Below are 23,389 nucleotides of genomic sequence, written 5' to 3' on the forward strand. Positions count from 1 at the left end.
CTAAAATCTCTGTGTGTTGGTAGATTACTAACCCTAATTGAACCAATACTGGCTCACAAGTTGGCACTAATTCAATTAGAACCGTATGCAATATAACTCGAAACGGTATTTTCCAAAAGCATTGCAACAGTCATCGGCCCGATTCCTCCCGGCACCGGCGTGAGAAATTTGGCTACTGTTTTAACAGCATTAAAATCAACATCTGGGGCCAAACGACTCGCACCGTCTGTATTGAAAACGCCGACTTCGCGTAGTTGCTATCAATAATTTCTCACGCTAAATCTTAGTGATTAGTGATTTCGCTCGCAGCTTGAAATCGCTACTTCACCAACTTTCGTCCGCCGATGCGGGATCAAAGAGTAAATAATTTTACAGGACTTACGCTGCACAGTCCAATTTTACACGACCCATAGTAGTAAGGTGCGAAATACGCACCCTACTAGCGTTTCTGCGTAACTCCTGTAAATATCAGGAGTTAATTTGTGGCTAACAAAATGATAATTTTTTCATGCCACCAGTGATTGTCCTGAGATTAGAAACCCTGAACGGAAACTATCCTGCTTTGTAGTTCATTAGGCGTTACAGCCTCTACAAAACCTAAAATCGCGTTAGAATTCCTGACTCTGATTAGAGTTCCTGAAGCAGAGCCGCTGAATTCGCTGACCTCATTTGGAGGGAGGGATTGTAGTATAACTTGTGGCAACTCTCGCCTCAATGTTAGTGTCACATCCTGTACCTGCTCCAACACTATATCATTGACCGTTAAGTCACTCGCTAATCCAATGCGATCTAAATCAAGATCAAAACCTCCGATCAGATCACTAGAATTGATATCTGTAGTGGCAGGATCTATTCCCAGAACGCATAAATTATTGCCAAACCCACAAATTAAGAAGTCTCTGCCCAAGCCGCCAACCAGAGTGTTATCCCCCCCTGCGCCGCTTAAAAGATCATTGCCTCTACCCCCAAATAAAATATCATCGCCAGCTTGTCCACCAAGGTAATCAGCATCTAGACCACCACTGAGGCAGTCATTTCCAAAAGTTCCATACAGGCCATCTCTTCCTTTTCCCCCAAATAAAGAATCATTGCCGTCAAAACCTGCGAGAATATCTTCCCCTTCATTTCCCAGGATTAACTCGCTACCCCCTAAGCCATATACTGTATCGTCCCCATCGAGTAACCAAGCTCCTAAAGGGAAATTGGTTAGAGCTTCAGGAGAAAGTAGAATGAATTCCGAGGTGTTGTCGCCAATTAAGCGCAATGTCCCTGACGCATCCGGTTTTAAAGCCATAGCTAAAATCTTTGTCTGTTGGTAGATTACTAACCCTAATTGAGCCAATACTGGCTCACAAGTTTGCCCCTATTCAATTAGAACCGTATTCAATATAACTCGATACGGTATTTTCCAAAAGCATAGCAACAGTCATCGGCCCGATTCCTCCCGGCACCGGCGTGATAAATTCGGCTACTGTTTTAACAGCATTAAAATCAACATCTCCGGCCAAACGACTCGTACCATCTGGATTGACGACGCGGTTAATACCGACATCAATTACTACTGCTCCCGGTTTGACCATATTAGCTGTAATCATTTCTGTGCGGCCGACTGCGGCTATTAAAATATCGGCTTGATTGGTAATAGATTCTAAGTTTTGCGATCGCGAATGAGCTACCGTAACAGTACAATCGGCTTCTAACAGCATCAGCGCCATCGGTTTACCTACCAAAATACTGCGGCCCAAAACAACGGCATTTTTTCCTTTTAAATCAATCTGGTATTCTTGCAATAACCGCATCACTCCGGCGGGAGTACAACTCCGCAAACCTTGCTCCCCGCGCACGAGACGACCTAAATTTACAGGGTGAAGTCCGTCAGCATCTTTGTCGGGAGCAATTTGGTACAGCAGCCCAATTGCATCTAAGTGTTCTGGTAGCGGTAATTGAACTAAAATGCCATCTACTCGATCGTCCTCGTTGAGCGCACGAATTGCAAGTTCTAGTTCGGCTTGAGTAGCGTTTGCGGGATAATGCTGGCCGAAGGAAGCTATGCCAACCTTAGCGCAGGCTCGCTCTTTGTTGCGAACATAGGCTGCGCTAGCTGGGTTGTCGCCCACCATCAGCACCGCAAGTCCGGGAGGACGCCCCTTTTGGGGTTGTAGGGCGCGGACTCGATCGCTCAGCTCGGTTTGAATCTTTGTCGCTAAAGCTTTGCCATCTAGTATTTGAGCAGTTTTGGCATCCATTGTAGACTCTGGGTTAGGGGCGGACGATTTTAGATTTTAGCTTAATCCCCGCCAAGGACTACACTAGAGAAATTTATTACTTGCGATCGATTCTTGGGATTCTGTTAAAGTAAGTCGTATCTCACATCTCAAATCTCAAATCAGTTGACCAATGACTACTGCAATTAAGCAAGTTTGGGTTCAAAGATTCTGCACCGGCTCTTTATCGCTAATCCTCGCCAGCGGTTTTTTCAGTTGTGGCAATTTACCTCTGTCTCAACTTAATCTTGGTTTTAATGTGGCTAGCATTGGCGACGTTCAACAAAAGCGGCAAGTGGATGCTGAAGTTTATCTCCGGGGAAAGGTGGAAAATCGCGCTCCGTTTGTGGGGAATGCGGCTTATCAACTTGAGGATGGTACTGGCAGTATTTGGATTTTAACCACGCAAGATTTGCCCCAGCTTGGCGATGAAGTGTTGCTGAAGGGAGAAGTCCGCTACAAGAGTATTACTCTGAAGGAATTGGCAGGAAAGGATTTAGGTGAAGTTTATGTTGAGGAAATGGAGCAATTAAAGCGCACTCCAGCGGCTAATAAATAAAAATACGAAGCTGCTAATTTATTTCAATAAGTAAGTCTATTTCCTACAAATCAAAGGTTTATAGTTGTGCTTGGGCGATTTGGAGCTGTTTATTTATCTTCAAAGTTCATCAACCATAATATTATGGTCTGGGCGGGTTTACCTATATTTTTGGTTAATTTTACAGATGTTGGTGAACCCGCTCCTACAGCACTTTTTTCCTTCTATTTTCTTTCTAACACATGACTAAAATTCACGTTGCGATCGCGATTTTGTACCGAGAGGGCAAGTTTCTCTGTCAGTTGCGGGACGATATTCCTCATATCAGGTATCCCGGACATTGGGCTTTGTTTGGCGGACACTTGGAACCGGGAGAAACGCCGGAAGTTGCTGTAGTGCGGGAATTATCAGAGGAAATTGGCTATGCTCCTGCAAGTGTTTCTTTTTTCTGTTGTGATGTCGAAAAAGATGTCGTTCGCCACGTTTTTCATGCACAACTTAGTGCGGATGTCAAGGATTTAGTTTTGCTTGAGGGGTGGGATATGAAGTTGTTGACACCCGAGCAGATTCGGGCTGGCAAATGCTATTCTGAGCAGTCAGGAGATGTGCGACCTTTTGGCATTGCTCACCAGCGCATTTTATTGAATTTTATTGAGTCGATGTGAGAAAATTTCCCCGCACCCTAGATGGGAGCGGTTTGAGCGGGGAGATATTCGTAAGGTGCGCCCGGTGGTACACCCTACATTGCAGGGTTTTAAAAGTTAAGAGCGAGCCGCAATCATTCCCGTTTGGCGCGCGTACTCAAACAGCCCTCCGGCATCTATTACAGGCCCTACTTCTCCTAAAGGTTTGAGCGAGAAAGTTCGATCGAGAGTGTGGTTGACAATTACCTCTGCTGTAAAGTCGATCGTCACTTCTTGACCGGTTACAAACAAGTCGCAGAGCCGCTCGACTGATTCCATCGGGTACAATTCCCCAGTAGCCGAGCAATTGCGAAAGAAAATGCGGGCGTAAGACAAAGCCACCACTGCTGTGACGCCGGCGGCCCCGAGAGCTATCGGAGCGTGCTCCCGCGAAGAACCGCAGCCAAAATTTTCGCCCGCTATGATAATCGGATACCGGGTTTTCTGTTCACCGGATTCGATAAACTTACCGTAGCGATCGGGCAACCCAATCATAGCGTAACTGCCTAGTTTCTCGTACTCATCCGGCTTCGAGGGAACCAGGGTCAGGTATTCGGCCGGGATAATTTGATCTGTATCGATGTTGTCGTCTACAACAAAAATTTGACCGCTAATTACTTTACCCATAGTTTATTTCCTGTTAGCCTCGCTCGATGCTGTGGTGATAATTTTAAGTGGATCGGTATGCAAGATTTGCATCTGTTCATTTTAACCTGGCAGTGTCAGTGATAACCTGTATGAGTAAAAATTAGATCCGAGACTTTGGGTTAACAATTAACAGATTGCTAAGCGTCAAGATAGTTTTATGGCCAATCCAATAGATGACATTGCTCGACAAGCTCGCGAGGGCTCGGTTGCATCGATTATTCAAATCCTTAATGACGAACTGGCACAGGTAGGGGTCAGGGCCCGAGCTGTGTTTGCAGAGGGGGTGCTGCAACTGCTGTGCGAAGCTGCAACGCCCCAAATGCTCGAAGAGTCTAGTTTGGTCGATCGAGTCCGAGAAATTTTGGAACGCATTTCGCCCCACAATATTCGCCGAGTCAACATCAACAGTCGGCTTGTCCGAGAACACCAACTGCTGTGGCTCGAAGAAATTAGCCGCGATCCCGATAATCAACTGTTGTGGTCTCAAGAAATTAAACTCCGAAAGCCGAATTTGTTCAAGCGTTTAGCCACCGCCCATCACGAACGCCAAGCTCTCTCCGGCAAGCGGGCTTTGCCGAGAATGGCTATACCTCGATCGATGCAGCAACCGCGGCAATTTCAGCGCGGTATCGTCGGCGGCATCAGCTTGACCGTGCTGTTACTTGCAGCAGTGGCAGCCATCTACAAAGGACTCAATTCCCAAGTGCCAAACAGCACACAAGCCACCACCCAAGCAGTTGCCACTGCCCCTTCCTCTGAGGCAAAACCTGCTTTGAAAATTTCTAAGGAGACTGTTAATTCTGCTGTTGACTCTTTTGCCCAAGCAGTGCGAGTAGCCGAACAAGCAGCCACCGAGGGCAAAACCGCTCAATCTCGCGAGGATTGGTTAGTCGTAGCTGCTAAGTGGCAGCAAGCTTCCGATTTGATGGCCGCCGTGCCTTCCAAGCACCCCCGCTACACAACGGCTCTGAACCGGACGGCACTTTACCGTCAAAATAGCGATAAAGCCCAACAGGAAGCACAAAATAAGTAAGCAGGTAAGTGGGAGAAATTTAACCAGAGACTTGGCTGCACGACTCTAGGTGTTGTGAAAAATGAGTTTTTGAGCAAAAACTCGAAAACTCTCAACTATGTTATGAGTGATAATTTTTTGAATGGGAATTTTTGCGATCGCTGTCACTCGATCGGCGGATTTGTATCAAAATAAAAATTTGTTAATATCGCAAACTTAAATAGGAAACATCACAGAGTGAGGAGAAGGGTGTCACTAAGCGGTCTCTAGAAAAGCTTCATACTATACAATAACAGTCAAAATTAGCGGGAATCGATTGATAATCATCCGGTAAAGGATGGTAAAGTTCATCCCGTACAGATCGAAGGGTAGAAAACGGGAAAATAGAACTCTGTCAGCTCGGGGTATATTTTCAGATATCTAGTGACCCGCCGACAGGCTGCACAAACACAGAAAGCAGGGTCATAACAGTCAAGCCGACAGTTATGGAAAGGTTCTATATTTGTTGCAGCGGGAGCCGGCTCAAACATCTTAGAATAAAGGCTTGGTTGCCATGATCGATTGCCAGGGAAATCAAGACTTTAGTCCGATCGACCGATCGCCGTCAGAGTCTTGCACTTTGCATTTACCGCAAATCGCAGAACCAGTATCAGTCCAAAAATTTCTGGATCGTCTTATGCAGTTCCAGGTCGATCCTGCCCTTCTCGGGCGACAAATTTGCCAAATTCTCGCCACCAGCTTTGATCGAGAACTCCTGCTGCTGCAAATAGCCAATACTTTGGGGGTTGCATGGGGGGCAGATTTCTGTTGGGTTACTGCTGTGGTTGACCAAAAAGTAGTAAATCCGAATGCTTACTGGCAAAATAGCAGCGATTTCCCCTATGTTGCCGGTGTTGCGGATTCCACCGAAACACCGGAACACCCGCAAACCCCAAGATTAAAACCGCCTAGCATATCACTCGAACATCCCGCTTGGGCAAACGTCCTAGCAGACGGCGAGATAGTGGCGATATCCGATTATCTTGATAGTCCGGCAGCTTCATCGCCCAATTCTCCTGTGACTGCGCTGCCTTTTCGGGCAATTTTGGCAGGGCCTGCCCGATTTGGAGGGGCTGTAAATGGCATGGTGATTGTTGGTAAGTCGCAACCTCACGAGTGGTCGGTAGCCGATCGGCAGCGCCTTGAAGCAGCATCAGAGGCGATCGGCATCGCGATTTCTCACATTCAAAAAACTCAAGAAATTGCCAGCTTAAACGAACAGTTACAGCGACAAGCTAAATACAAAAATCTACTCATGTCAGTTGCTGCATCGATCGACACAAATTCAGAAGTCGATCGAATATTGCAGCAAGTTATTGAAAATACCGTCGATACCCTGGAAGTAGATAGAGGTCAAATCCTGCTATTGAAATATACAGACCCTCTATTTAAAGATCGCTCCCCCAATCAAACGCCCAAAGCGAAAATCGAATTAGTTTGCGAATCCGTTGTAAAAAAAGCTCCAAACAAACAGGCAATAACACAAAGCGCTACTGGCAAAAAAAGCTCAACATCCAAAACAAAAAACAAGGATAAAACTGCTAATTCCCAATCCAAAATCCCCAACTCCAAACCAAATAACTCTCCCGCTTTTTGGCTGTCAGAATCTAATTTGTGCCGCCAAGCATTCCACGGCGCACCCAAACCCCTCGCCCTCGCTGACGCAGGCGAATTAATCGGCAAAGAACAAGAAGCAGCCAAAGAAATTTTGAAACTCCAAGGTATTCGCGGCTTGCTGCTGGTTCCCCTCACGGGCGGTTGCTGCCAGGAAACTGTTTTGGGTTTCTTGGTTTTGCAGCACTCCGAGCCGCGCACTTGGACCCCGGAAGAATTAGAAGTTCTCGAATCAGTCAGCGCTCAAGCGAGCAAGATGATTATCCAAACTCAAACGCTTAAGGAATTGCAAACCGCAGTCTTAGACAGAACCGCTCAGTTGCAGCAAAGCCTCGACCTGCAGGGGAAACTGTACGAACAATCTGCCAATCAGCTAGAGCAAATGCGGAAATTGAAGGTGATTAAAGACGAGTTTCTCAGCACTCTGAGTCACGAGTTGCGTACCCCTTTAACAATCATGAAGCTAGCGATTCTGATGCTCAAACAAGCTGAACTGCCGTCCGCGAGTCGGACTAAGTATCTCGACATTCTCGAACAGCAGTGTTCTAAGGAAACTGCTCTGGTTAACGATTTGCTGGCCCTCAAGCAGTTTGAGCCTCAGCAAGTCCCGATTTCTCTAATCAAAATCGATCTCAACCGTTTATTGCAAGATTTAGTTAAGGATTTTGAAAAACAGTGGGCGGATAAGCAATTGACTCTGAAGGTGGATTTGCCCAAGTTAACCCCTTGCTGGGAAACCGACCCGGACATTCTCAATCGGGTGCTGCTGGAACTGCTGACGAATGCTGGAAAATACTCTGCTTCTGGAACGGCGGTAGTTTTGGAGGCGTCTGAGGCAGCCGGCTATATTGTCCTGAGCATTTCTAATTTCGGGCGCGGCATTTCTGCTGCTGATTTACCCCACATCTTTGACAAGTTCCGCCGCGGCACTGGCATTACTGACCAAGCTATCGCCGGTACGGGTTTGGGTCTGGCTCTGGTAAAGTCTTTAGTGCAGCACTTGAATGGTAATATTGATGTATCTAGCTGTCCGGCAGAAAGTTCAGAATCTGACAATTTGTGGCGCACATCTTTTACTCTGACTCTGCCGCAATTTGCAGCGGAACTCTGTAATGTAGAAGAATAGTTCGGTTGAGAAGCTGCTGGGAATTGGCAGCGAACAGGCGAAACTAGAAAACTTGCCAGAAGAGGGAGATTTGGAAATGTCGTAAACCCTACCAAGTCCTCTGTTTTGAATTATTGGTCTGGTTGCAGTCTAAATTGCCGGTTCTTAATTGCTGATTTTCCCCAAGACTTATATTATGTCTAGTTATTGGGCTGTAATTAGCGCGTGTTTGTCGTGAGTACGACTGTCCTCTATTTATGAATAATTAATGAGGACTTGCATTACTTACTAGGAACTTAATTATAATTGTATAGTTGGAGATGACATTACGCAGTATAGACCAAAGAAACTGAGTTTTTTAACTGTTTCAAAGGCCTGCCATCCGTCTTTTCGTACAAGCCGGTTTCTGCGTCCTGGATTGTCCCCTAAAAATTGTCACGGTGCATGGAATTCGATAGCCAATATTATGCTCACAAAAGCTGCACCTAAAACCCTGCGTTGGCAACGTTCTAAATATTCGCCACTGGCACGGCAAATAGACATTTTTGCAGCGGCGGGAAAGTTTATGTTTTTTTTGTGGTGGGACGGACTGCTGCAAAATAATTCGCCTCAAACTAGAAGAATTCGGGCTCATTGGTTGGTCAATACTTTGCTGAATTTAGGCCCGACTTTTATTAAAATCGGGCAGTCTCTCTCGACTCGGGCGGATTTGCTGCCGCTTGAGTATGTCAAGGAACTCGAACAGTTGCAGGATCGGGTTCCTCAGTTTAGTTCCGAAGAGGCGATCGCTCTTGTAGAATCAGAGTTAGGCAAGGATATTTATGCTTTGTACCGCGATTTTGACCCGTCGCCGATCGCTGCTGCGAGTCTGGGACAGGTGCACAAAGCGAGGCTGCACACCGGGGAAGATGTGATTGTGAAGGTGCAGCGTCCGGGTTTGGAAAGTTTATTTGATTTGGATGTGAAGGCGGTGCGCCAAGTGATGCGTTTTTGCGATCGCTATTTGCCTGGGACGCGCAAATATGACCTGGAATCTATTTATCACGAGTTTTTTAAGATTTTATATCAAGAAATTGACTACGTGCAAGAAGGTAAAAATTCCGATCGCTTTAGCCATAATTTTCGAGAATATCCTCAGGTTATTGTCCCGAAAGTCTACTGGCAATACACGACTAAAAAAGTGCTGACTCTAGAATACGCACCAGGCATTAAGGTGGACGACCGCATTAGTTTAGAGGCGATTGGAGTGGATATTGTGAAGCTCAATCAACTCGGAATTTGCTGTTATTTAAAACAGTTGTTAATAGACGGTTTTTTTCAAGCTGACCCGCATCCGGGAAATTTGGCGGTGACAGAAGATGGTAGCTTGATTTTTTACGATTTTGGGATGATGGCTGAGATAAAGTCTCTGGCTAAAGACCAAATGGTCAAGACTTTTTTTGCTGTGATGAGAAAGGATACTGACGAGGTACTCAATACTTTAATTTCGATCGGCTTAGTTGAGCCGATGCCGGATATGATGCCGGTACGCAGGCTGATTGCTTTTCTGTTGGATAAGTTTATTGATAAGCCGATCGACCTTCAAGCTTTTAATGAAATTAAGAACGAACTTTACATCATGTTCGAGCAGCAACCGTTTCGCTTGCCTGCAGAAATGATGTTTATTGTCAAGTCCGTGACGACTCTCGACGGCATTGCTAGAACTCTCGACCCTAACTACAATTTCATAGCATCCGCTCAGCCTTTTGTCAAGAGTATTGCGGTGAGCAAGGGGCGAGGAAATGCGATCGGAGAATTGGCAAGGCAAGCGCGAAGTTTTATTACATATAAGTTACGGCAGCCGAGCAAATCGCAGGTTTTTATCAAGCGTTTGGAGCAGCGAATTGAAGAGGGCGAACTGCAAATTAGAGTGCGAAATATCGAGAGCGAAAGAGCCTTGAAACGCATTAATTTAGCTCTGAAAACTCTAATTTTCGCTTGTCTGACTGGTTTTGTGTTTTTGTCGGGTGCAGTGCTGCTAGTGGGCGGATATCAAACGGGGGCGATCGCAGCTTTTGCGGTTTCGGGATTCGGTGGCTTGTTTGTGTTGCGCTCGTTGTTAGACTTGTTGGTTAAGGAAAAGCTCGATCGAATGGTCGATCGATAAATATACTGGCTAATTGGGAATTGCGATCGTAGTCAGGACTTTAGCCCTCATTAAAAAGATTAATGCTGACTCATTTCTCCTGCATTTGTAGGTTATTTAATGCTGTCCAACGCTCATATTCCGATTCTTGGGCCACTAACTCTGCTTCTATCTCTGCTCAATTTTCGTGATAATCAGTGCAGGAGAAACCTGCGCTAAGCAGAGACGTTATACTCATCAATAAAATACCAAAGAGCTGCCTCTAATATAGGAGAGTATTTTAAAGTGGTATTTTTTTGATGACGACCATATATTCTTTGTATCAGACTATTATTAAATCTTTCTATATAGTTAGTCTGACCACTATCCTTTCCTACTGCTATATCTTGTTAAACAGGAGAATTGGTGATTTTTTGAGCCATCAAGTTTTTAATCTCGTGAGGCTCACTCTTGATGAGAGAAAAAGGAGATCCCTTTTTTGGCACACTATATATAGTGGGCCTGCGTAAGTCCTGTCAAAGCTAAAGTCCTCTTAGATATGACTCAAGAACTCATTAGTCCTCATAGCGAGCTCTTTAGCTAAAAACCCCGTCGGTTTCCACCCCTGGCGGACTTGCGGACGGTCGGCTGACGTTGGTACTGCAAAGTAAACTTGTTAAAATAATTTGCGACTTTAGGTAGGGGCGGATGCTCAAAGCACGAAGTTATACTCCTAACATATATTAAACGCGATCGCCCGCCCCTACAAAAAATGTACGCCCAAACATTGCTAAAACCAGACGGCCGCCCACTCACACTGTACAGTCGCTACCCAATCCCAGAAGGTATCGCGGCCGTAAGTCCCAGCAATGAACCAGTAGAGGCGAACCCGCACTTTCGCTGGCATCCTTTGCGGGGGGAATGGGTAGCATACGCCAGCCACCGTCAGGGAAGAACTTTCATGCCGCCGCCGGAATACAACCCGCTGGCTGCTACAATTAACCCTAAATTTCCGACAGAATTGCCGCCGGGAGAGTACGATGTAGCAGTGTTTGACAACCGCTTTCCCTCGATGACTTTGCAAGCAAAAAACGCACCTCCAAATATTGTAGAAACTTTGCCAGCTAAAGGCATTTGCGAAGTCGTTGTTTTCACTCAAGATCCGCTGGCTTCCCTCGGTTCTTTGGAGTTATCTCACTTGGAATTGCTGTTAGAAGTATGGGCCGATCGCACTTCAGTTATTGGCAGCAATCCCGAAATTCAATACGTCTTGCCCTTTGAAAATCGCGGCGTCGAAGTTGGAGTAACTTTGCACCATCCCCACGGTCAAATTTACGCTTATCCGTTCGTGCCACCGGTGCCGGCACGGATGTTAGAATGTCAATCGGTTTATTATCAAAAGAACAGTAGCGGTTTGCTGCAAGATTTGATTCAAAAAGAGATTTCCGACAAACAGCGAATTATTTATTTAGACGAAGAGGCGATCGCCTTTGTCCCCGCTTGTGCCCGCTACCCTTACGAAGTGTGGATTGCCCCGATCGCCCCCGCTGCTACATTTATCGATTTGACGGAAAAACAGCGGCAATCACTCGCTAAGGCCTTAAAAACAGTCACCCTCAAATATGACGGTTTGTGGCATCGCCCATTCCCTTATTTGATGGCTTGGTTTCAAGGGCCCACAGACGGGAAACCCCATCCAGAAGCGCATTTGCACGCCCAATTTTATCCGCCCTATCGATCGAGCGAGCGGCTAAAATACCTCGCCGGAACCGAACTCGCCGCCGGAATGTTTGCCAACGACGCTTTACCGGAAGAAAAAGCTAAAGAATTGCAAGCCGTATCGGTCAATCTATCTTAGATTTTAGATTTTAGATTTTGGGTCAATATATGATAAACTCATTCAACAAAGAAGTCGATATAAAACTCGAATTCATCCGCAAAGCCTTAACCGAAACAAAAGCGATCGCCCTTCGCTTGCGAGGCACTGACTGGTTTGCCTGGGCCACAGCCGGCGGTTCCCATACAGTATTGCTAACTGCAGAAACCGGAGTTGCAGAAATATTAATTACTGCGGAAAACGCTTGGGTTCTCACCGATGAAATAGAAGCTCAACGCTTGCAGGACGAGGAATTGTCAGCCAACTTTCAAATGCACATCTATCCTTGGGCAGATGTTGCACAGCGCGAAGCTTTCGTCAAAGAAATTACTGGTGACGGTAACGTCATGAGCGATCGGCCAATTTATCCCAAAGAAACGCCAATAATCGCATCTTTACAGTCTCGCAAACAGACAATGATGTCAAGCGAATTAGAGCGATACCGGCGAGTCGGGCGTTTAGCCAGCGAAGCGATGACAGAGGTACTTTCCGCAGCCAAACCAACATGGACAGAATATCAGCTAGCGGGAGCCGGTGCAGAGGCTTTGTGGGCGAGAGGTTTGCATCCAGCCCTGACATTAGTGGCTGGAGAAAGGCGTTTACCAATGTACCGCCACGCCACAGCTACCGCCGAACAAATTGGGCGACAAGCAATGTTAGTATTTTGCGCGAGGGGATGGGGTTTGTATGCAAATTTAACCAGATTTGTCTGTTTCGATTTTCTTGGGGAAAAGTATTCAGAGTTGCACCGACAAGTCAGGGAAATTGAAGCAGCGGCCTTAAATTTGTGTCAGCCGGGAGTAACGCTGAATGCGGTTTATGATACGCTTAAAACTACTTACGAAGAGCACGGATATCCTCAAGCAATTGCGGAACACCATCAAGGCGGAACTACCGGATATTTGGCGCGGGAAATTGTGGCGAATCCGGCTACTTCAGATATTTTGGCAGAAAATATGGCTGTGGCTTGGAATCCGAGTTTGTCGGGAGCAAAAATTGAGGATACGTTTTTAATTCACAGCGATGGAACGTTGGAAAATTTGACTTTTGATCCGAATTGGCCGAGTGTAGAAGTAGCGGGAAGGTTGCGGCCAGTACCGCTGGAAATATGGCACGATCGACCGTCGTCACTTTAACTTATCGCTTTATTTTTATCTCAGGCGCGATCGACAAGTTTTATCAATTTCGGTTGCACTCCTAAGGATGGCTTGACGAGTGACTGTCAGTCGAAAAACTGAATGATTGTTAAGTTTTGACTGTTGACTCGATTTTATTATTCCTTCCGATGCAACCGGAAACGATATCCTTGCTAAGGCATTATTTAGAATGAAATAGCCCTGGCTAGACGAGTTTAGGCAAAACTTTAAGATGTAGTATGACAAAGGCGTTTATCTCAAAAAAAAATAGGCTAGCCATATTTCACAGCGCCTATCTCAATCGAAATTTTAATGGCTCCCCGCAACGCCGTCTTACCTCAGCTTTTGACCTGGTATTTTACCAGGTGGGTACCGTGGCCCGTGCTTAAAGTTTCTGGGTACAAGCCCAGTTTACTGCTGCCCGAACATCTTGATTCCCGAGAGTTAAGAGTTATAGATCAAAAAAACATTATTGGCAGTCACCAACGTCGCAGTAGAACCTTTATTTAATATATACCAACTAACCAGATTTTGGCAACCTTCGAGCAATTTAACTTGCATACCAGATGGATTCTACGGTTTGAGCGAGATCCTCTGCTGACGATCGCCCCTGAGCCACCTTGTCCGCGTCGAGCACAACTGTAACGTGACCGAGTTTGCGGCCGGGACGCGATTCTTTCTTACCATACCAATGTACAAAAGCACCGCTAATTTGTGCCAGTTGTTTTCTTTTTGCTAAATAATCGGACTGGGCAGACTCGTAGCCTAGCAAATTTACCATGACAGCGCCTGCACATTTCAGAGCCGAATTGCCTAAAGGCAGTTGACAAACTGCGCGCAAATGCTGTTCAAATTGTGAAGTTTCGCAGGCATCAATGGTAAAATGTCCCGAGTTGTGAGTGCGGGGTGCAATTTCATTGACTAACAGCTTATTATCGGCGGTTAAAAATAATTCAATGCCGAATACGCCGACAGCTTGCAAACTGTTGAGGAGAGTGCGGGCGATCGCACAAGCTTCACTTTTCACCTCTAAACTAATATCAGCGGGCGCAATCACCAGGCGGCAAACTTGATTTTGCTGTTGGGTTTCTACGATCGGATAAATCGCAATTTCGCCAGTTGCCGATCGAGCCGCAATCACTGCCAATTCGCGATCGAACGGCACAAACTCTTCCACTAGCAAAGACTGACCTTGGAGTTTAGCACGAATTGACTCCAAACTCCCCCGATCCTTAACAATAAAAGTACCTTGGCCGTCATAACCGTGGCGGCGAACTTTGACGACAAAGGGAAAGTCGCTCGATCCAGCATCCGAGTCTCCTTCCATCTGCACGCTGTCGGAAACCGAAATTGCCGGAAAGTCGATCGCCACCGCCTTAGACAATTCTGGGGGCAAATCCGCGCTGCAATCCCATTCCCAAAACCTCGGAGTTGGTAAACCCAAACCTTGTAAATAACAGCGCTGAACGTACTTATCCAACAAAGGAGAAAGCGACGACAAACTCGGCTGAAATAACACACCTTGCTGTTCTAGCGGCCGCAAACCATCCAAATCCACAAACTCATTTTCAAAAGTAATAACATCGCAGCCAGCCGCCAATTGAGCCGTAGCCAAAACATCATCAACAGCAGCCAAAACAACACCAGCAGCAACAGAAACTGCCGGGTCAGTAGCATGGGGAGTTTGTACTACCAATTCAATACCTAGCGCCCTAGCAGCATCCCCCATCATCGAAGCTAGCTGGCCGCCGCCGACAACGCCCACCCGCTTAAATTTGGCAGACGAACTCGCAGCGGTTTGATTTGATTTCATGTGAGTAAAATTTCGCAAAGTCAACCTGCCTATCTTATCGCTATTTGGCCCTGGCTCTATTACAGTAATTGAAGAGTTAAAAGCCAGAAAAGAGTTTTAATTGCAGGATTAAATCGAGGCAGAACCCCTAAAAATTGGGCAGCTAAAGTCTTTAATTATTGCACGCTCCCAGCCATTGAGAAACAGCGGTCGAAGCCCACTCCTCCAGAAAAGTGCCACATCTAGCAATTCCCTAGCGCCAAGCATGGCATAATTGACAGCACTGCAAAAAGCAGATAGACAGATGCCAACACTGAAAATCAGACATTCAGGAAACAAAATTTATAGGTGAGGATACTGTGAAAGTTTTAGTTGTGGGAAACGGAGGGCGCGAACACGCCATCGCAAAAAAACTGCTAGAATCTACGCGGATTAAACAAGTATTCTGCGTACCGGGTAACGGCGGCACAGCTACGACCCCAGGCTGTCAAAATCTGTCGCTCAACATCGACGACTTCCAAGGCATCGAACGCTTTGTGATGGTCAACAACATCGGATTAGTCATCGTCGGCCCCGAATTGCCCCTATCGCTAGGCATCGCCGACTATTTCCAACAGAAAAAACTCATGATTTTCGGGCCCACCAAAGCCGGCGCCCAAATTGAATCCAGCAAATCCTGGGCCAAAGAATTGATGCTCCAAGCAGGCATCCCCACACCCAAAGCTGCCGTATTTACAGACGCAGAAGCAGCAAAAGCATACGTTCTGGAACAAGGAACCCCAATAGTCATCAAAGCAGACGGACTCGCATCAGGCAAAGGAGTCACCGTTGCCACCACCGTCAAAATGGCTCACAGCGCCATCAACACCATTTTCCGAGGCGAATTCGGCACCGACAACCTCCGAGTCGTCGTCGAAGAATTCTTAACAGGTCAAGAAGTCTCGATTCTCGCCCTCACCGACGGCATCACAGTGGAACCGTTGCTGCCGGCCCAAGACCACAAAGCTATCGGCGAAGGCGACCAGGGAGCCAACACCGGCGGTATGGGAGCCTACGCCCCAGCGCCCATTGTCACCCCGGAACTCATGGAAAGGATTCAAGAAGAAATTCTCGAACCCACCCTCGCAGCACTGCAAAAACGCAAAATCGACTACCGGGGTGTACTCTACGCAGGTTTAATGATTACCCCCGAGGGAGAACCCAAAGTCTTAGAATTCAACTGCCGTTTCGGAGATCCCGAAACTCAAGCGGTTTTGTCGCTGCTGGAAACTCCTTTGGAAGATTTGGTACTGGCCTGCTGTCAGCAGCGTCTCGGTGAATATTCTATTCGCTGGAAGTCGGGGGCCTCTGTTTGCGTAGTTTTGGCTTCTGGGGGCTATCCTGGAACTTATCAAAAAGGCAAAGCTATTACCGGTATCGAGGAAGCTGAAGCCAAAGGAGCAGAAGTGTTTCACGCCGGCACCCAGTTGAAGCAGCAGCAGTTGGTGAGCGACGGCGGCCGGGTTTTGGGCGTCACTGCGGCGGGAGAAACTTTGGAACAAGCTATCTCCAAAGCTTATGCAGCAGTTGATTGCATCCAATTTGAAGGGGTCTACTGCCGTCGGGACATCGGCCGCCGAGCTCTGGGCGATAAAAATTAGGAACTGCGACATCGGCCGCCATCCCACAGCCAAGCAATCTCAATGTAGAAATGTAACAATGAAGTTTGGTATCTCTGCGGTGGCGGTAGCGGACAAGTCGCTGCAGAAAATTCGATCGGGAGCCAACGGAATTGATCTTGCTTTTAATATTGAACGGGTGAACTGGTGAAATGCTGGCCATACTAAACAAAATCGGAGAAATTATTGCCCGCTGGTGGTCGGATTTTACCCTCCAGACCCGCCTGATGGCCGCTGCTACCCTCGTAGTGTCGTTAATTATGAGCGGCCTGACATTCTGGGCCGTGAATACTATCCAGCAAGACGCGCGACTTAACGATACTCGCTACGGCCGCGACCTCGGCCTGCTGTTGGCGGCAAATGTGGCGCCGCTGATTGCCAAAAACGATCGCTCCGAAGTAGCCCGCTTTTCCCGCCAATTTTACAGCAGCACCTTCAGTGTCCGCTATATGCTTTACGCAGACGAAGCGGGGGATATTTTCCTAGGGATACCCTTTTCGGAATCCGAGGTGGAAACTTCCCTGACGCTGCGCCGCCAGATCAAACTTCCCGATAATTTTATCGCCGATATTGAGGCGAGAAATTTAACTTCTTTGCCTTTGGTGCGACAGCATTTGACGCCAGATGGAGAAGTTACCGATGTATTTGTTCCATTAATTCATGAAGACAAATATTTGGGAGTTTTGGCGATCGGCATTAACCCAAATCCCGCAGCAGTTATCTCTTCAAATCTGACGAGGGATGTCACTTTAGCAGTATTTGTCACTATTTGGGTGATGGTAATTTTGGGGGCTGTCTTTAATGCCCTGACAATTACTCAGCCGATCAAACAATTAGTATTTGGGGTCAAAAACATTGCCAGCGGTAATTTTAAGCAGCGAGTTGACCTGCCTTTAGGGGGAGAATTGGGCGAGTTGATCGGCAGTTTTAATGAAATGGCCCAGAAACTCGAAAGTTATGAAGAACAAAATATTGAAGAGCTGACAGCGGAAAAAGCTAAGTTAGAAACTTTGGTTTCAACGATTGCTGATGGCGCGCTTTTATTAAACGCAAATTTGCAGGTTATTTTAGTTAATCCGACGGGGATGCGGATTTTTGGATGGCAAGGCAAAAAAGCGATCGGAGTAAATGTTCTGAACATTTTGCCTTCGGAAGTGCAGCAGGAGTTGGCGAGACCGTTGCAGGAAATAGCTGCGGGCGATCGCGAAGGCGGCGAATTTCGCATCTCTATGAGCGAACCCGTTAACCGTACAATTCGGATTGTTTTAACTACAGTCATTCTGCACAAAGCGCCCGGTGCCGAACCGCTGTGCAAAAGCTGCATCCGCCATGAGGAAGATACCTGTACCGAGCCACAACGCCCGGTAGCTGTAGAGTGTACTTTCTACGAGCAAACCTCCAAGCATCAATGTTCTGGAAATTACCGAGAAAGTCTCAAAGGCATTGCAATGACCGTGCAGGACATCACTCGGGAAGTAGAACTCAATGAGGCTAAAAGCAATTTTATCAGCAATGTTTCTCACGAATTGAGAACGCCTTTATTTAATATCAAATCTTTTATCGAGACTCTCCACGAGTACGGAGAAGACCTTCTAGAAAGCGAGCGCAGGGAATTCCTAGAAATTGCCAATCGAGAAACCGATCGACTAACTCGTTTAGTTAACGACGTGTTAGACTTGTCGCGACTGGAATCCTGCCGAGTTTATCACTTGGAGGCTGTTGACCTCCCGCAAGCTGTCGAACAAACCCTGCGGACTTATCAGTTAAATGCTAAGGATAAAGGCATTGAATTAGAGCAAGAAGTTGACCCGTATTTGCCGCCTGCTTTAGGTCATTACGATTTGTTACTGCAAGTATTTGCAAATTTAGTAGGAAATGCCTTAAAATTTACTCAGTCAGGCGGCAAGGTGGCCATTCGAGCGTATTTGCTAGAGCCGGAGGCGCCCACCCACAAAGACGGTCACTCCCTCAACCAAAACTTGTCACCGGATGCCAAACATTTTCCGGTAGTGCGGATCGAAATTTCTGATACTGGAATTGGCATAGATCCTGAAGACCAACAAGCAATATTCGATCGCTTTTTCCGGGTAGAAAACCGAGTACACACTTTAGAAGGAACGGGATTAGGTCTTTCTATTGTCAGAAACATTATTGACAAGCACCACACTAAAATTAATTTAGTTAGCGAAGTTAATGTGGGTACGACTTTCTGGTTCGACTTGGCAGTTTATCAGCCGAAACAAACACTAGAGATGGAAAATTCTTGGCCCGTGGAAGCAACGGTGGAGAGTGAAACAAGTTCGAGTCATCTTATATCGATTCCGGTTGCACCGGAATGATTGTTGACTGTTGACTGTTGATTAGGAATCCAGAAGAAAGCAGATTAGTTAGATTGGGATTTTTTAACCGCAGATATTAGCCGAGGGACACAGATGAAGACCGATGATTTTCTCTGTGTTTATCGGCGTTTATCTGCGGTTAAACCTAGATTCCTATTGTTTCCGGTAGATGGGGTTCTAATTACCTCAAGACTTAAGAAAGAGTCTTTCGAGCGCGTTCCGATCGCTCTTCTGCGGTATCCATAACATCCGCCATTTTATCCACCATTTCCCCGGGATAATTTTCCAGGACCCGAGTAGAAAGAGAAATCCGGCCACGACTTTCATCGAGGTCAAGCACGATCGCTTTCAGGGGTTGACCGGGAGCAAACACCTTTCCAAGGTTATCAATATATTTTTGGCTAACTTGCTTGATGTGCAGCAAACCGCTAACTCCTTCCAAGTCCACAAACACGCCAAAAGGCTTGATGCTGCTGACTTTTCCTTCCACCAACTGACCAATTTGCAAATCCTTGAAGGCATTCGATTGAGTGGCCATCCGCTGGGAAAGTACGAGTTTTTCTCGTTCGCGATCGACCTCCAAAAAATTAACGCTCAAAGATTGACCGATCAGCGATTCTAGGTTATCGCGTTCCACTAAGTGCGATCGGGGAATAAAACCGCGCATTCCCTGAACATCTACTGTCACGCCGCCCTTATTCGCCCCAGAAACCCGCACCTGAAGAACTTTACCGGTTTCCTGCAATTCAATTAAATCTTCCCAAGCTTGCTGAATTTGTAACTGCCGCAGAGACAAAGTAACTTGGCCATCTGCATCTTGTTCGCGGATAATCAAAAAGTCCCGTTCCTCGTCCAGCGGAACCACTTCCGACAAATCCGTTACTGTTCTCAAAGCAGCCTCTTCGATCGGCAAAAAAGCCGAAGACTTGCCGCCGATATCAACATACGCGCCGTTTGAGTCGTACTCGAACACTTTGCCGCGCACTACTTGTCCCTTCTGGAACTCGTAATTGTGCTGTTCGAGGGCTTTAGCAAAATCATCCATTGAAAAGGATGCTTTTGCGCTTTGAGAACCTGTAGATTTGGAATTCATGTCAGTTTAGTTGTCTGTTGTCAGTAATTTAGTTGCCAGTCGTCAGTAGAAAAAATTTTCCCACTCTCCCCATCTCCCTATCTCCCCATCTTCCACTCTCTAAGCTGGTTGAAGTTGCTGATGAAATAGCTGCTTCACCTGCACCCACGAGTCGGCTGCTGCCGTAGCGTCGTAACTGCCGCGGTGGTCGCAGAAGAAGCCGTGATCGGCATTGTAGCGGAAAATTTGGTGAGAAATACTGTGTTTTTGCAATTCTGCGGCGATTTGGTCAACTTGTTCTAAGGGAATGCTGGGGTCTTGAGTGCCAAAAAAGGCGTAGAGAGTGCCTTTAATGTCTGCTGTGCGGGCGATCGTCGGGGTTCCGCCCCCGGGGGTTTGGGTGGCGATACCGGCGCCGTAGAACGACGCTGTAGCCTTGATTTCGGGCAAAGTAGCGGCGAGGTAGGCGACGTGCCCTCCAAAGCAGAAACCGATGCAGCCAAAACCTTGTTGTTTGACAGAGGGTAGAGTTTTGAGGTAATCGATGGTGGCTTGGATATCGCCCAGAAGTTCGGAAGCTGTGGTTTTTTCTTTGTATTCTCTGCCGATTTGGATGGCTTCGGGTGTGTAGCCGGTTTCAAAGCCGGGGGCTTGACGCTGGTAAATGGCTGGGGCGATCGCCACATATCCTTCTTTTGCTATTCTTTCAGTAACTTCGCGGATGTGCGAGTTGACGCCAAAGATTTCTTGAATTACGATAACTGCGGGAAATTGCCCTGGGGAGGCTGGCTGGGCTAGGTATGCAGCTATTTGCAAATCCCCGTTAGGAACTGTGATGTTTTCGGTGGTAATTTCGGCTTTTGTCATAAGTAGTTTTAAGGTAAATGCCACTCTACTGATTTTAAGTTAATTTGGGGACTTTTTAGGCAATTAGCCAATAATATTTTTCGGAACCGCGAAGCGCAAATACCGCAAATATGGCAGGTAAAAATTCGTTATTTATTGAAGGTTTAGGTTTTGCTGAATAAGTCCGTGCCGATCGCTCCTAGCAATTAATTGGGGGTAAATATCGGTAAAATATAAGTTTTGGTCTGTGATTGGCTCAAACATAGATTTTGATAAGCCTAGGGTTGAGAACATTTTATCTGGCTTGTTCGTGAGATTTTTTAGATAAGTCTCTAACTCGATTAGCTGTTAAATATGAGCTATTTTTTTTACTATATCGGAGTAGTTTTTAAATCCCTTTGCTTTTTGGTGGGCGGAATCGTTGTGTTTTTTTTGCTAAGTTTAAGTAGTCTTTTAGGGCTATATTGCGGTAGGTTGTTGGTTTTTCCTTGAGCTTCCCTTTATGGGCAGTGGATGTAGTACAGTGTGTTTGAGTGTGCTGAATTGAGTGAGACTGAGTATGGTAATTTACGATCGCCACGCCGAACAAAGTCATCCAACCAGTTGAGGAGATGGATGCAGGCTAGGACTCAAGTCTAAGTTACGATCGCCACGCCGAATAAAGTCATCTAACCCAAGGAAGACTGTATTTTGTTTTTTCCGCTGTGCGCTTGCTGTCAGACTAAGATCGAAGGTATTGGTGGCGTAGAGCCCGTTGAGCGCAGAATATTTTTTGCTTAGTTTGCGTCAATGGGTAGCTGTTAAAATCGGAGTATCAAATTTTTTGGCTCGAACTCATGTGCAGCAAGAGTTTGATGCCCCTAGTGTGAAAAAAAGATTGACGGAAAGTCTGAAAGCTTTACAGGATAAGGTTTTGGAGTGATTATGGAAACTCGGGTATTGACAAGCCGAAGGCTGGAATGGTACTTTTTTTTTAGATGAACGCAACTGCACCTTGAAAACCAAATACACCGTGGCTTCTGGAACGGGCGGCCGAAAAAAACCTAAAACCCTATCAGGGATTGAAACAAATACTTCAAAGATGGCGAGCTAGAAAAAACACCAGCCGAAAAAAACCTAAAACCCTATCAGGGATTGAAACAACGTGATTCAACATTGAAAGTGCGGTACCGACTTGCGCCGAAAAAAACCTAAAACCCTATCAGGGATTGAAACCAACTATTTAATTTTCAATGTTCGGGGTTGCTTACTGCCGAAAAAAACCTAAAACCCTATCAGGGATTGAAACTGCAGCGCAGGTTGGGAGCCACCACAATTATAGATCGCCGAAAAAAACCTAAAACCCTATCAGGGATTGAAACCAACCCCCAAATAACCTATGTGGACGATGTATCAGAAGCCGAAAAAAACCTAAAACCCTATCAGGGATTGAAACAGAGCCGATGACGTTTCCACGGGAGAAGATTTAACGAGCCGAAAAAAACCTAAAACCCTATCAGGGATTGAAACTCTACTCTGATTTTAAGCTCAAGTCCCGGATTTTGGCCGAAAAAAACCTAAAACCCTATCAGGGATTGAAACTAAAATGCGATCGCTTTCCTCAGCATCCCGCCAGTGGGTAGAGCCGAAAAAAACCTAAAACCCTATCAGGGATTGAAACGGCGATGATGGATTTAAGGAAGCTAAAACAGCACGCCGAAAAAAACCTAAAACCCTATCAGGGATTGAAACGCCGAAAGGGAAGGTTCAAGAATCGAAGAAGAGATGCCGAAAAAAACCTAAAACCCTATCAGGGATTGAAACCTTCGATCGGTGGGGGCGTTACCCCTCCTTTTTGCCGAAAAAAACCTAAAACCCTATCAGGGATTGAAACCTAGTCAAGTCCATCCCCGCCCCGACCGAAGAATTGCCGAAAAAAACCTAAAACCCTATCAGGGATTGAAACTTATACTCTGCTTCAGTGACAATTTTGCCAGTCTCGGGCCGAAAAAAACCTAAAACCCTATCAGGGATTGAAACCAATTTGTTTCTGTTTCTGGCTAATCTCGAATGACTGCCGAAAAAAACCTAAAACCCTATCAGGGATTGAAACCTCCCCGCCCTCCCTTCTCAGTTGATGGAAATCGCCGAAAAAAACCTAAAACCCTATCAGGGATTGAAACAACCAAGGAAACAGCACCAGCACCAGCAAGCCCAACGCCGAAAAAAACCTAAAACCCTATCAGGGATTGAAACGGGCTTTGGTAGCGGATTTTACCACCTGGAGAGCGAGCCGAAACAAACCTAAAACCCTATCAGGGATTGAAACTGGGAAAAATATAAAATTCACCAGAAGCGACGGGCCGCGCCGAAAAAAACCTAAAACCCTATCAGGGATTGAAACTCAAGGAACTTAAGGAAATCGGCTACCAGCTCAAGCCGGAAAAAACCTACAACCCTATCAGGGATTGAAACTTCAATCAGAGCATACAGGCAATTGTCAATAATTTGGCCGGAAAAAACCTAAAACCCTATCAGGGATTGAAACCGCCAATCATCAGAACTCTTGGGCGGTGCCTCTTGCGCCGGAAAAAACCTAAAACCCTATCATACCAATTTAATATGAAGCTGCATAGAATAAAGCTTCCAGAATGAAAGTGTAAGAAGATAGTGAACTGATTTCT

General features: G+C 46.3%; 15 protein-coding genes, 1 other RNA gene, 1 pseudogene and 1 CRISPR repeat array. Of the genes and pseudogenes, 9 read left to right on the forward strand and 8 right to left on the reverse strand.

All coding sequences use genetic code 11. From position 1 onward, the window contains the following. Positions 1-71 precede the first annotated feature (71 nt). The 3 genes and pseudogenes from QUA62_RS17755 to folD form a co-directional block, all read right to left on the reverse strand. Positions 72-239 (reverse strand): annotated as a pseudogene (locus QUA62_RS17755) (bifunctional 5,10-methylene-tetrahydrofolate dehydrogenase/5,10-methylene-tetrahydrofolate cyclohydrolase); the annotation flags it as partial. Positions 240-532: 293 nt separating this feature from the next. Then, positions 533-1,294 carry a calcium-binding protein gene (locus tag QUA62_RS17760; RefSeq protein WP_333405709.1) on the reverse strand — a complete coding sequence of 254 codons (762 nt, stop codon included), beginning with the start codon at positions 1,292-1,294 and terminating at the stop codon, positions 533-535. Between the two features lie 73 nt (positions 1,295-1,367). Continuing rightward, entirely contained in the window at positions 1,368-2,246 is an 879-nt protein-coding gene (folD, locus tag QUA62_RS17765) for a bifunctional methylenetetrahydrofolate dehydrogenase/methenyltetrahydrofolate cyclohydrolase FolD (protein ID WP_333405710.1), read from the reverse strand. Positions 2,247-2,397: 151 nt separating this feature from the next. Between folD and QUA62_RS17770 the strand changes: the two genes are divergently transcribed. Both QUA62_RS17770 and QUA62_RS17775 read left to right on the forward strand, forming a co-directional pair. After that, the gene (locus QUA62_RS17770; RefSeq protein ID WP_242722186.1) at positions 2,398-2,823 is read left to right on the forward strand and encodes a DNA-binding protein; all 426 of its coding nucleotides are present in this window, start codon (positions 2,398-2,400) and stop codon (positions 2,821-2,823) included. 221 nt (positions 2,824-3,044) lie between these two features. After that, positions 3,045-3,467 carry an NUDIX hydrolase gene (locus tag QUA62_RS17775; protein ID WP_333213581.1) on the forward strand — a complete coding sequence of 141 codons (423 nt, stop codon included), beginning with the start codon at positions 3,045-3,047 and terminating at the stop codon, positions 3,465-3,467. Positions 3,468-3,563: 96 nt separating this feature from the next. Here the strand turns inward: QUA62_RS17775 and QUA62_RS17780 are convergent, their stop codons facing one another. Further along, a complete protein-coding gene (locus QUA62_RS17780; RefSeq protein WP_190732517.1) occupies positions 3,564-4,112 on the reverse strand; it encodes a LeuD/DmdB family oxidoreductase small subunit in 549 nt (182 codons plus the stop codon). 178 nt (positions 4,113-4,290) lie between these two features. Here QUA62_RS17780 and QUA62_RS17785 point away from each other — a divergent pair, with 178 nt between their 5' ends. The 5 genes from QUA62_RS17785 to QUA62_RS17805 all read left to right on the forward strand — a co-directional run bounded on the left by QUA62_RS17785 (position 4,291) and on the right by QUA62_RS17805 (position 13,019). Beyond that, positions 4,291-5,166: a hypothetical protein gene (locus QUA62_RS17785; RefSeq protein ID WP_190732515.1), complete on the forward strand. Its 876-nt coding sequence runs from the start codon at positions 4,291-4,293 to the stop codon at positions 5,164-5,166. 532 nt (positions 5,167-5,698) lie between these two features. Further along, complete coding sequence (locus QUA62_RS17790) at positions 5,699-7,924, forward strand: GAF domain-containing sensor histidine kinase (protein ID WP_333405717.1); 2,226 nt, start codon at positions 5,699-5,701, stop codon at positions 7,922-7,924. A gap of 445 nt (positions 7,925-8,369) precedes the next feature. Beyond that, complete coding sequence (locus QUA62_RS17795) at positions 8,370-10,049, forward strand: AarF/ABC1/UbiB kinase family protein (RefSeq protein WP_333405711.1); 1,680 nt, start codon at positions 8,370-8,372, stop codon at positions 10,047-10,049. Positions 10,050-10,779: 730 nt separating this feature from the next. Further along, complete coding sequence (galT, locus tag QUA62_RS17800) at positions 10,780-11,865, forward strand: galactose-1-phosphate uridylyltransferase (RefSeq protein WP_333405712.1); 1,086 nt, start codon at positions 10,780-10,782, stop codon at positions 11,863-11,865. Positions 11,866-11,894: 29 nt separating this feature from the next. Then, on the forward strand, positions 11,895-13,019 hold the full coding sequence (locus tag QUA62_RS17805; RefSeq protein WP_333405713.1) for a M24 family metallopeptidase: 1,125 nt from the start codon (positions 11,895-11,897) through the stop codon (positions 13,017-13,019). A 313-nt stretch (positions 13,020-13,332) separates the two neighbouring features. Here QUA62_RS17805 and ssrS read toward each other — a convergent pair. Then, positions 13,333-13,519: non-coding RNA, 6S RNA (gene ssrS / locus QUA62_RS17810), on the reverse strand. 50 nt (positions 13,520-13,569) lie between these two features. Beyond that, on the reverse strand, positions 13,570-14,832 hold the full coding sequence (locus QUA62_RS17815; RefSeq protein WP_333289527.1) for a 5-(carboxyamino)imidazole ribonucleotide synthase: 1,263 nt from the start codon (positions 14,830-14,832) through the stop codon (positions 13,570-13,572). Between the two features lie 338 nt (positions 14,833-15,170). Here QUA62_RS17815 and purD point away from each other — a divergent pair, with 338 nt between their 5' ends. Both purD and QUA62_RS17825 read left to right on the forward strand, forming a co-directional pair. Then, the gene (gene purD, locus QUA62_RS17820) at positions 15,171-16,451 is read left to right on the forward strand and encodes a phosphoribosylamine--glycine ligase (protein WP_333405714.1); all 1,281 of its coding nucleotides are present in this window, start codon (positions 15,171-15,173) and stop codon (positions 16,449-16,451) included. Between the two features lie 170 nt (positions 16,452-16,621). Continuing rightward, positions 16,622-18,808, forward strand: a complete 2,187-nt coding sequence (locus QUA62_RS17825; protein ID WP_333289523.1) for an ATP-binding protein — start codon at positions 16,622-16,624, stop codon at positions 18,806-18,808. 193 nt (positions 18,809-19,001) lie between these two features. Here the strand turns inward: QUA62_RS17825 and QUA62_RS17830 are convergent, their stop codons facing one another. Continuing rightward, positions 19,002-19,901, reverse strand: a complete 900-nt coding sequence (locus QUA62_RS17830; RefSeq protein ID WP_333289521.1) for a S1 RNA-binding domain-containing protein — start codon at positions 19,899-19,901, stop codon at positions 19,002-19,004. 99 nt (positions 19,902-20,000) lie between these two features. After that, positions 20,001-20,747 carry a dienelactone hydrolase family protein gene (locus QUA62_RS17835; protein WP_333405715.1) on the reverse strand — a complete coding sequence of 249 codons (747 nt, stop codon included), beginning with the start codon at positions 20,745-20,747 and terminating at the stop codon, positions 20,001-20,003. Positions 20,748-21,757: 1,010 nt separating this feature from the next. Then, a CRISPR array of direct repeats spans positions 21,758-23,253; the repeat unit is 37 nt; unit sequence GCCGAAAAAAACCTAAAACCCTATCAGGGATTGAAAC. Positions 23,254-23,389 lie beyond the last annotated feature (136 nt).

Origin of the sequence: Microcoleus sp. MON1_C1, from assembly GCF_036701945.1 — a bacterium.
Taxonomy (GTDB): Bacteria; Cyanobacteriota; Cyanobacteriia; order Cyanobacteriales; family Microcoleaceae; genus Microcoleus.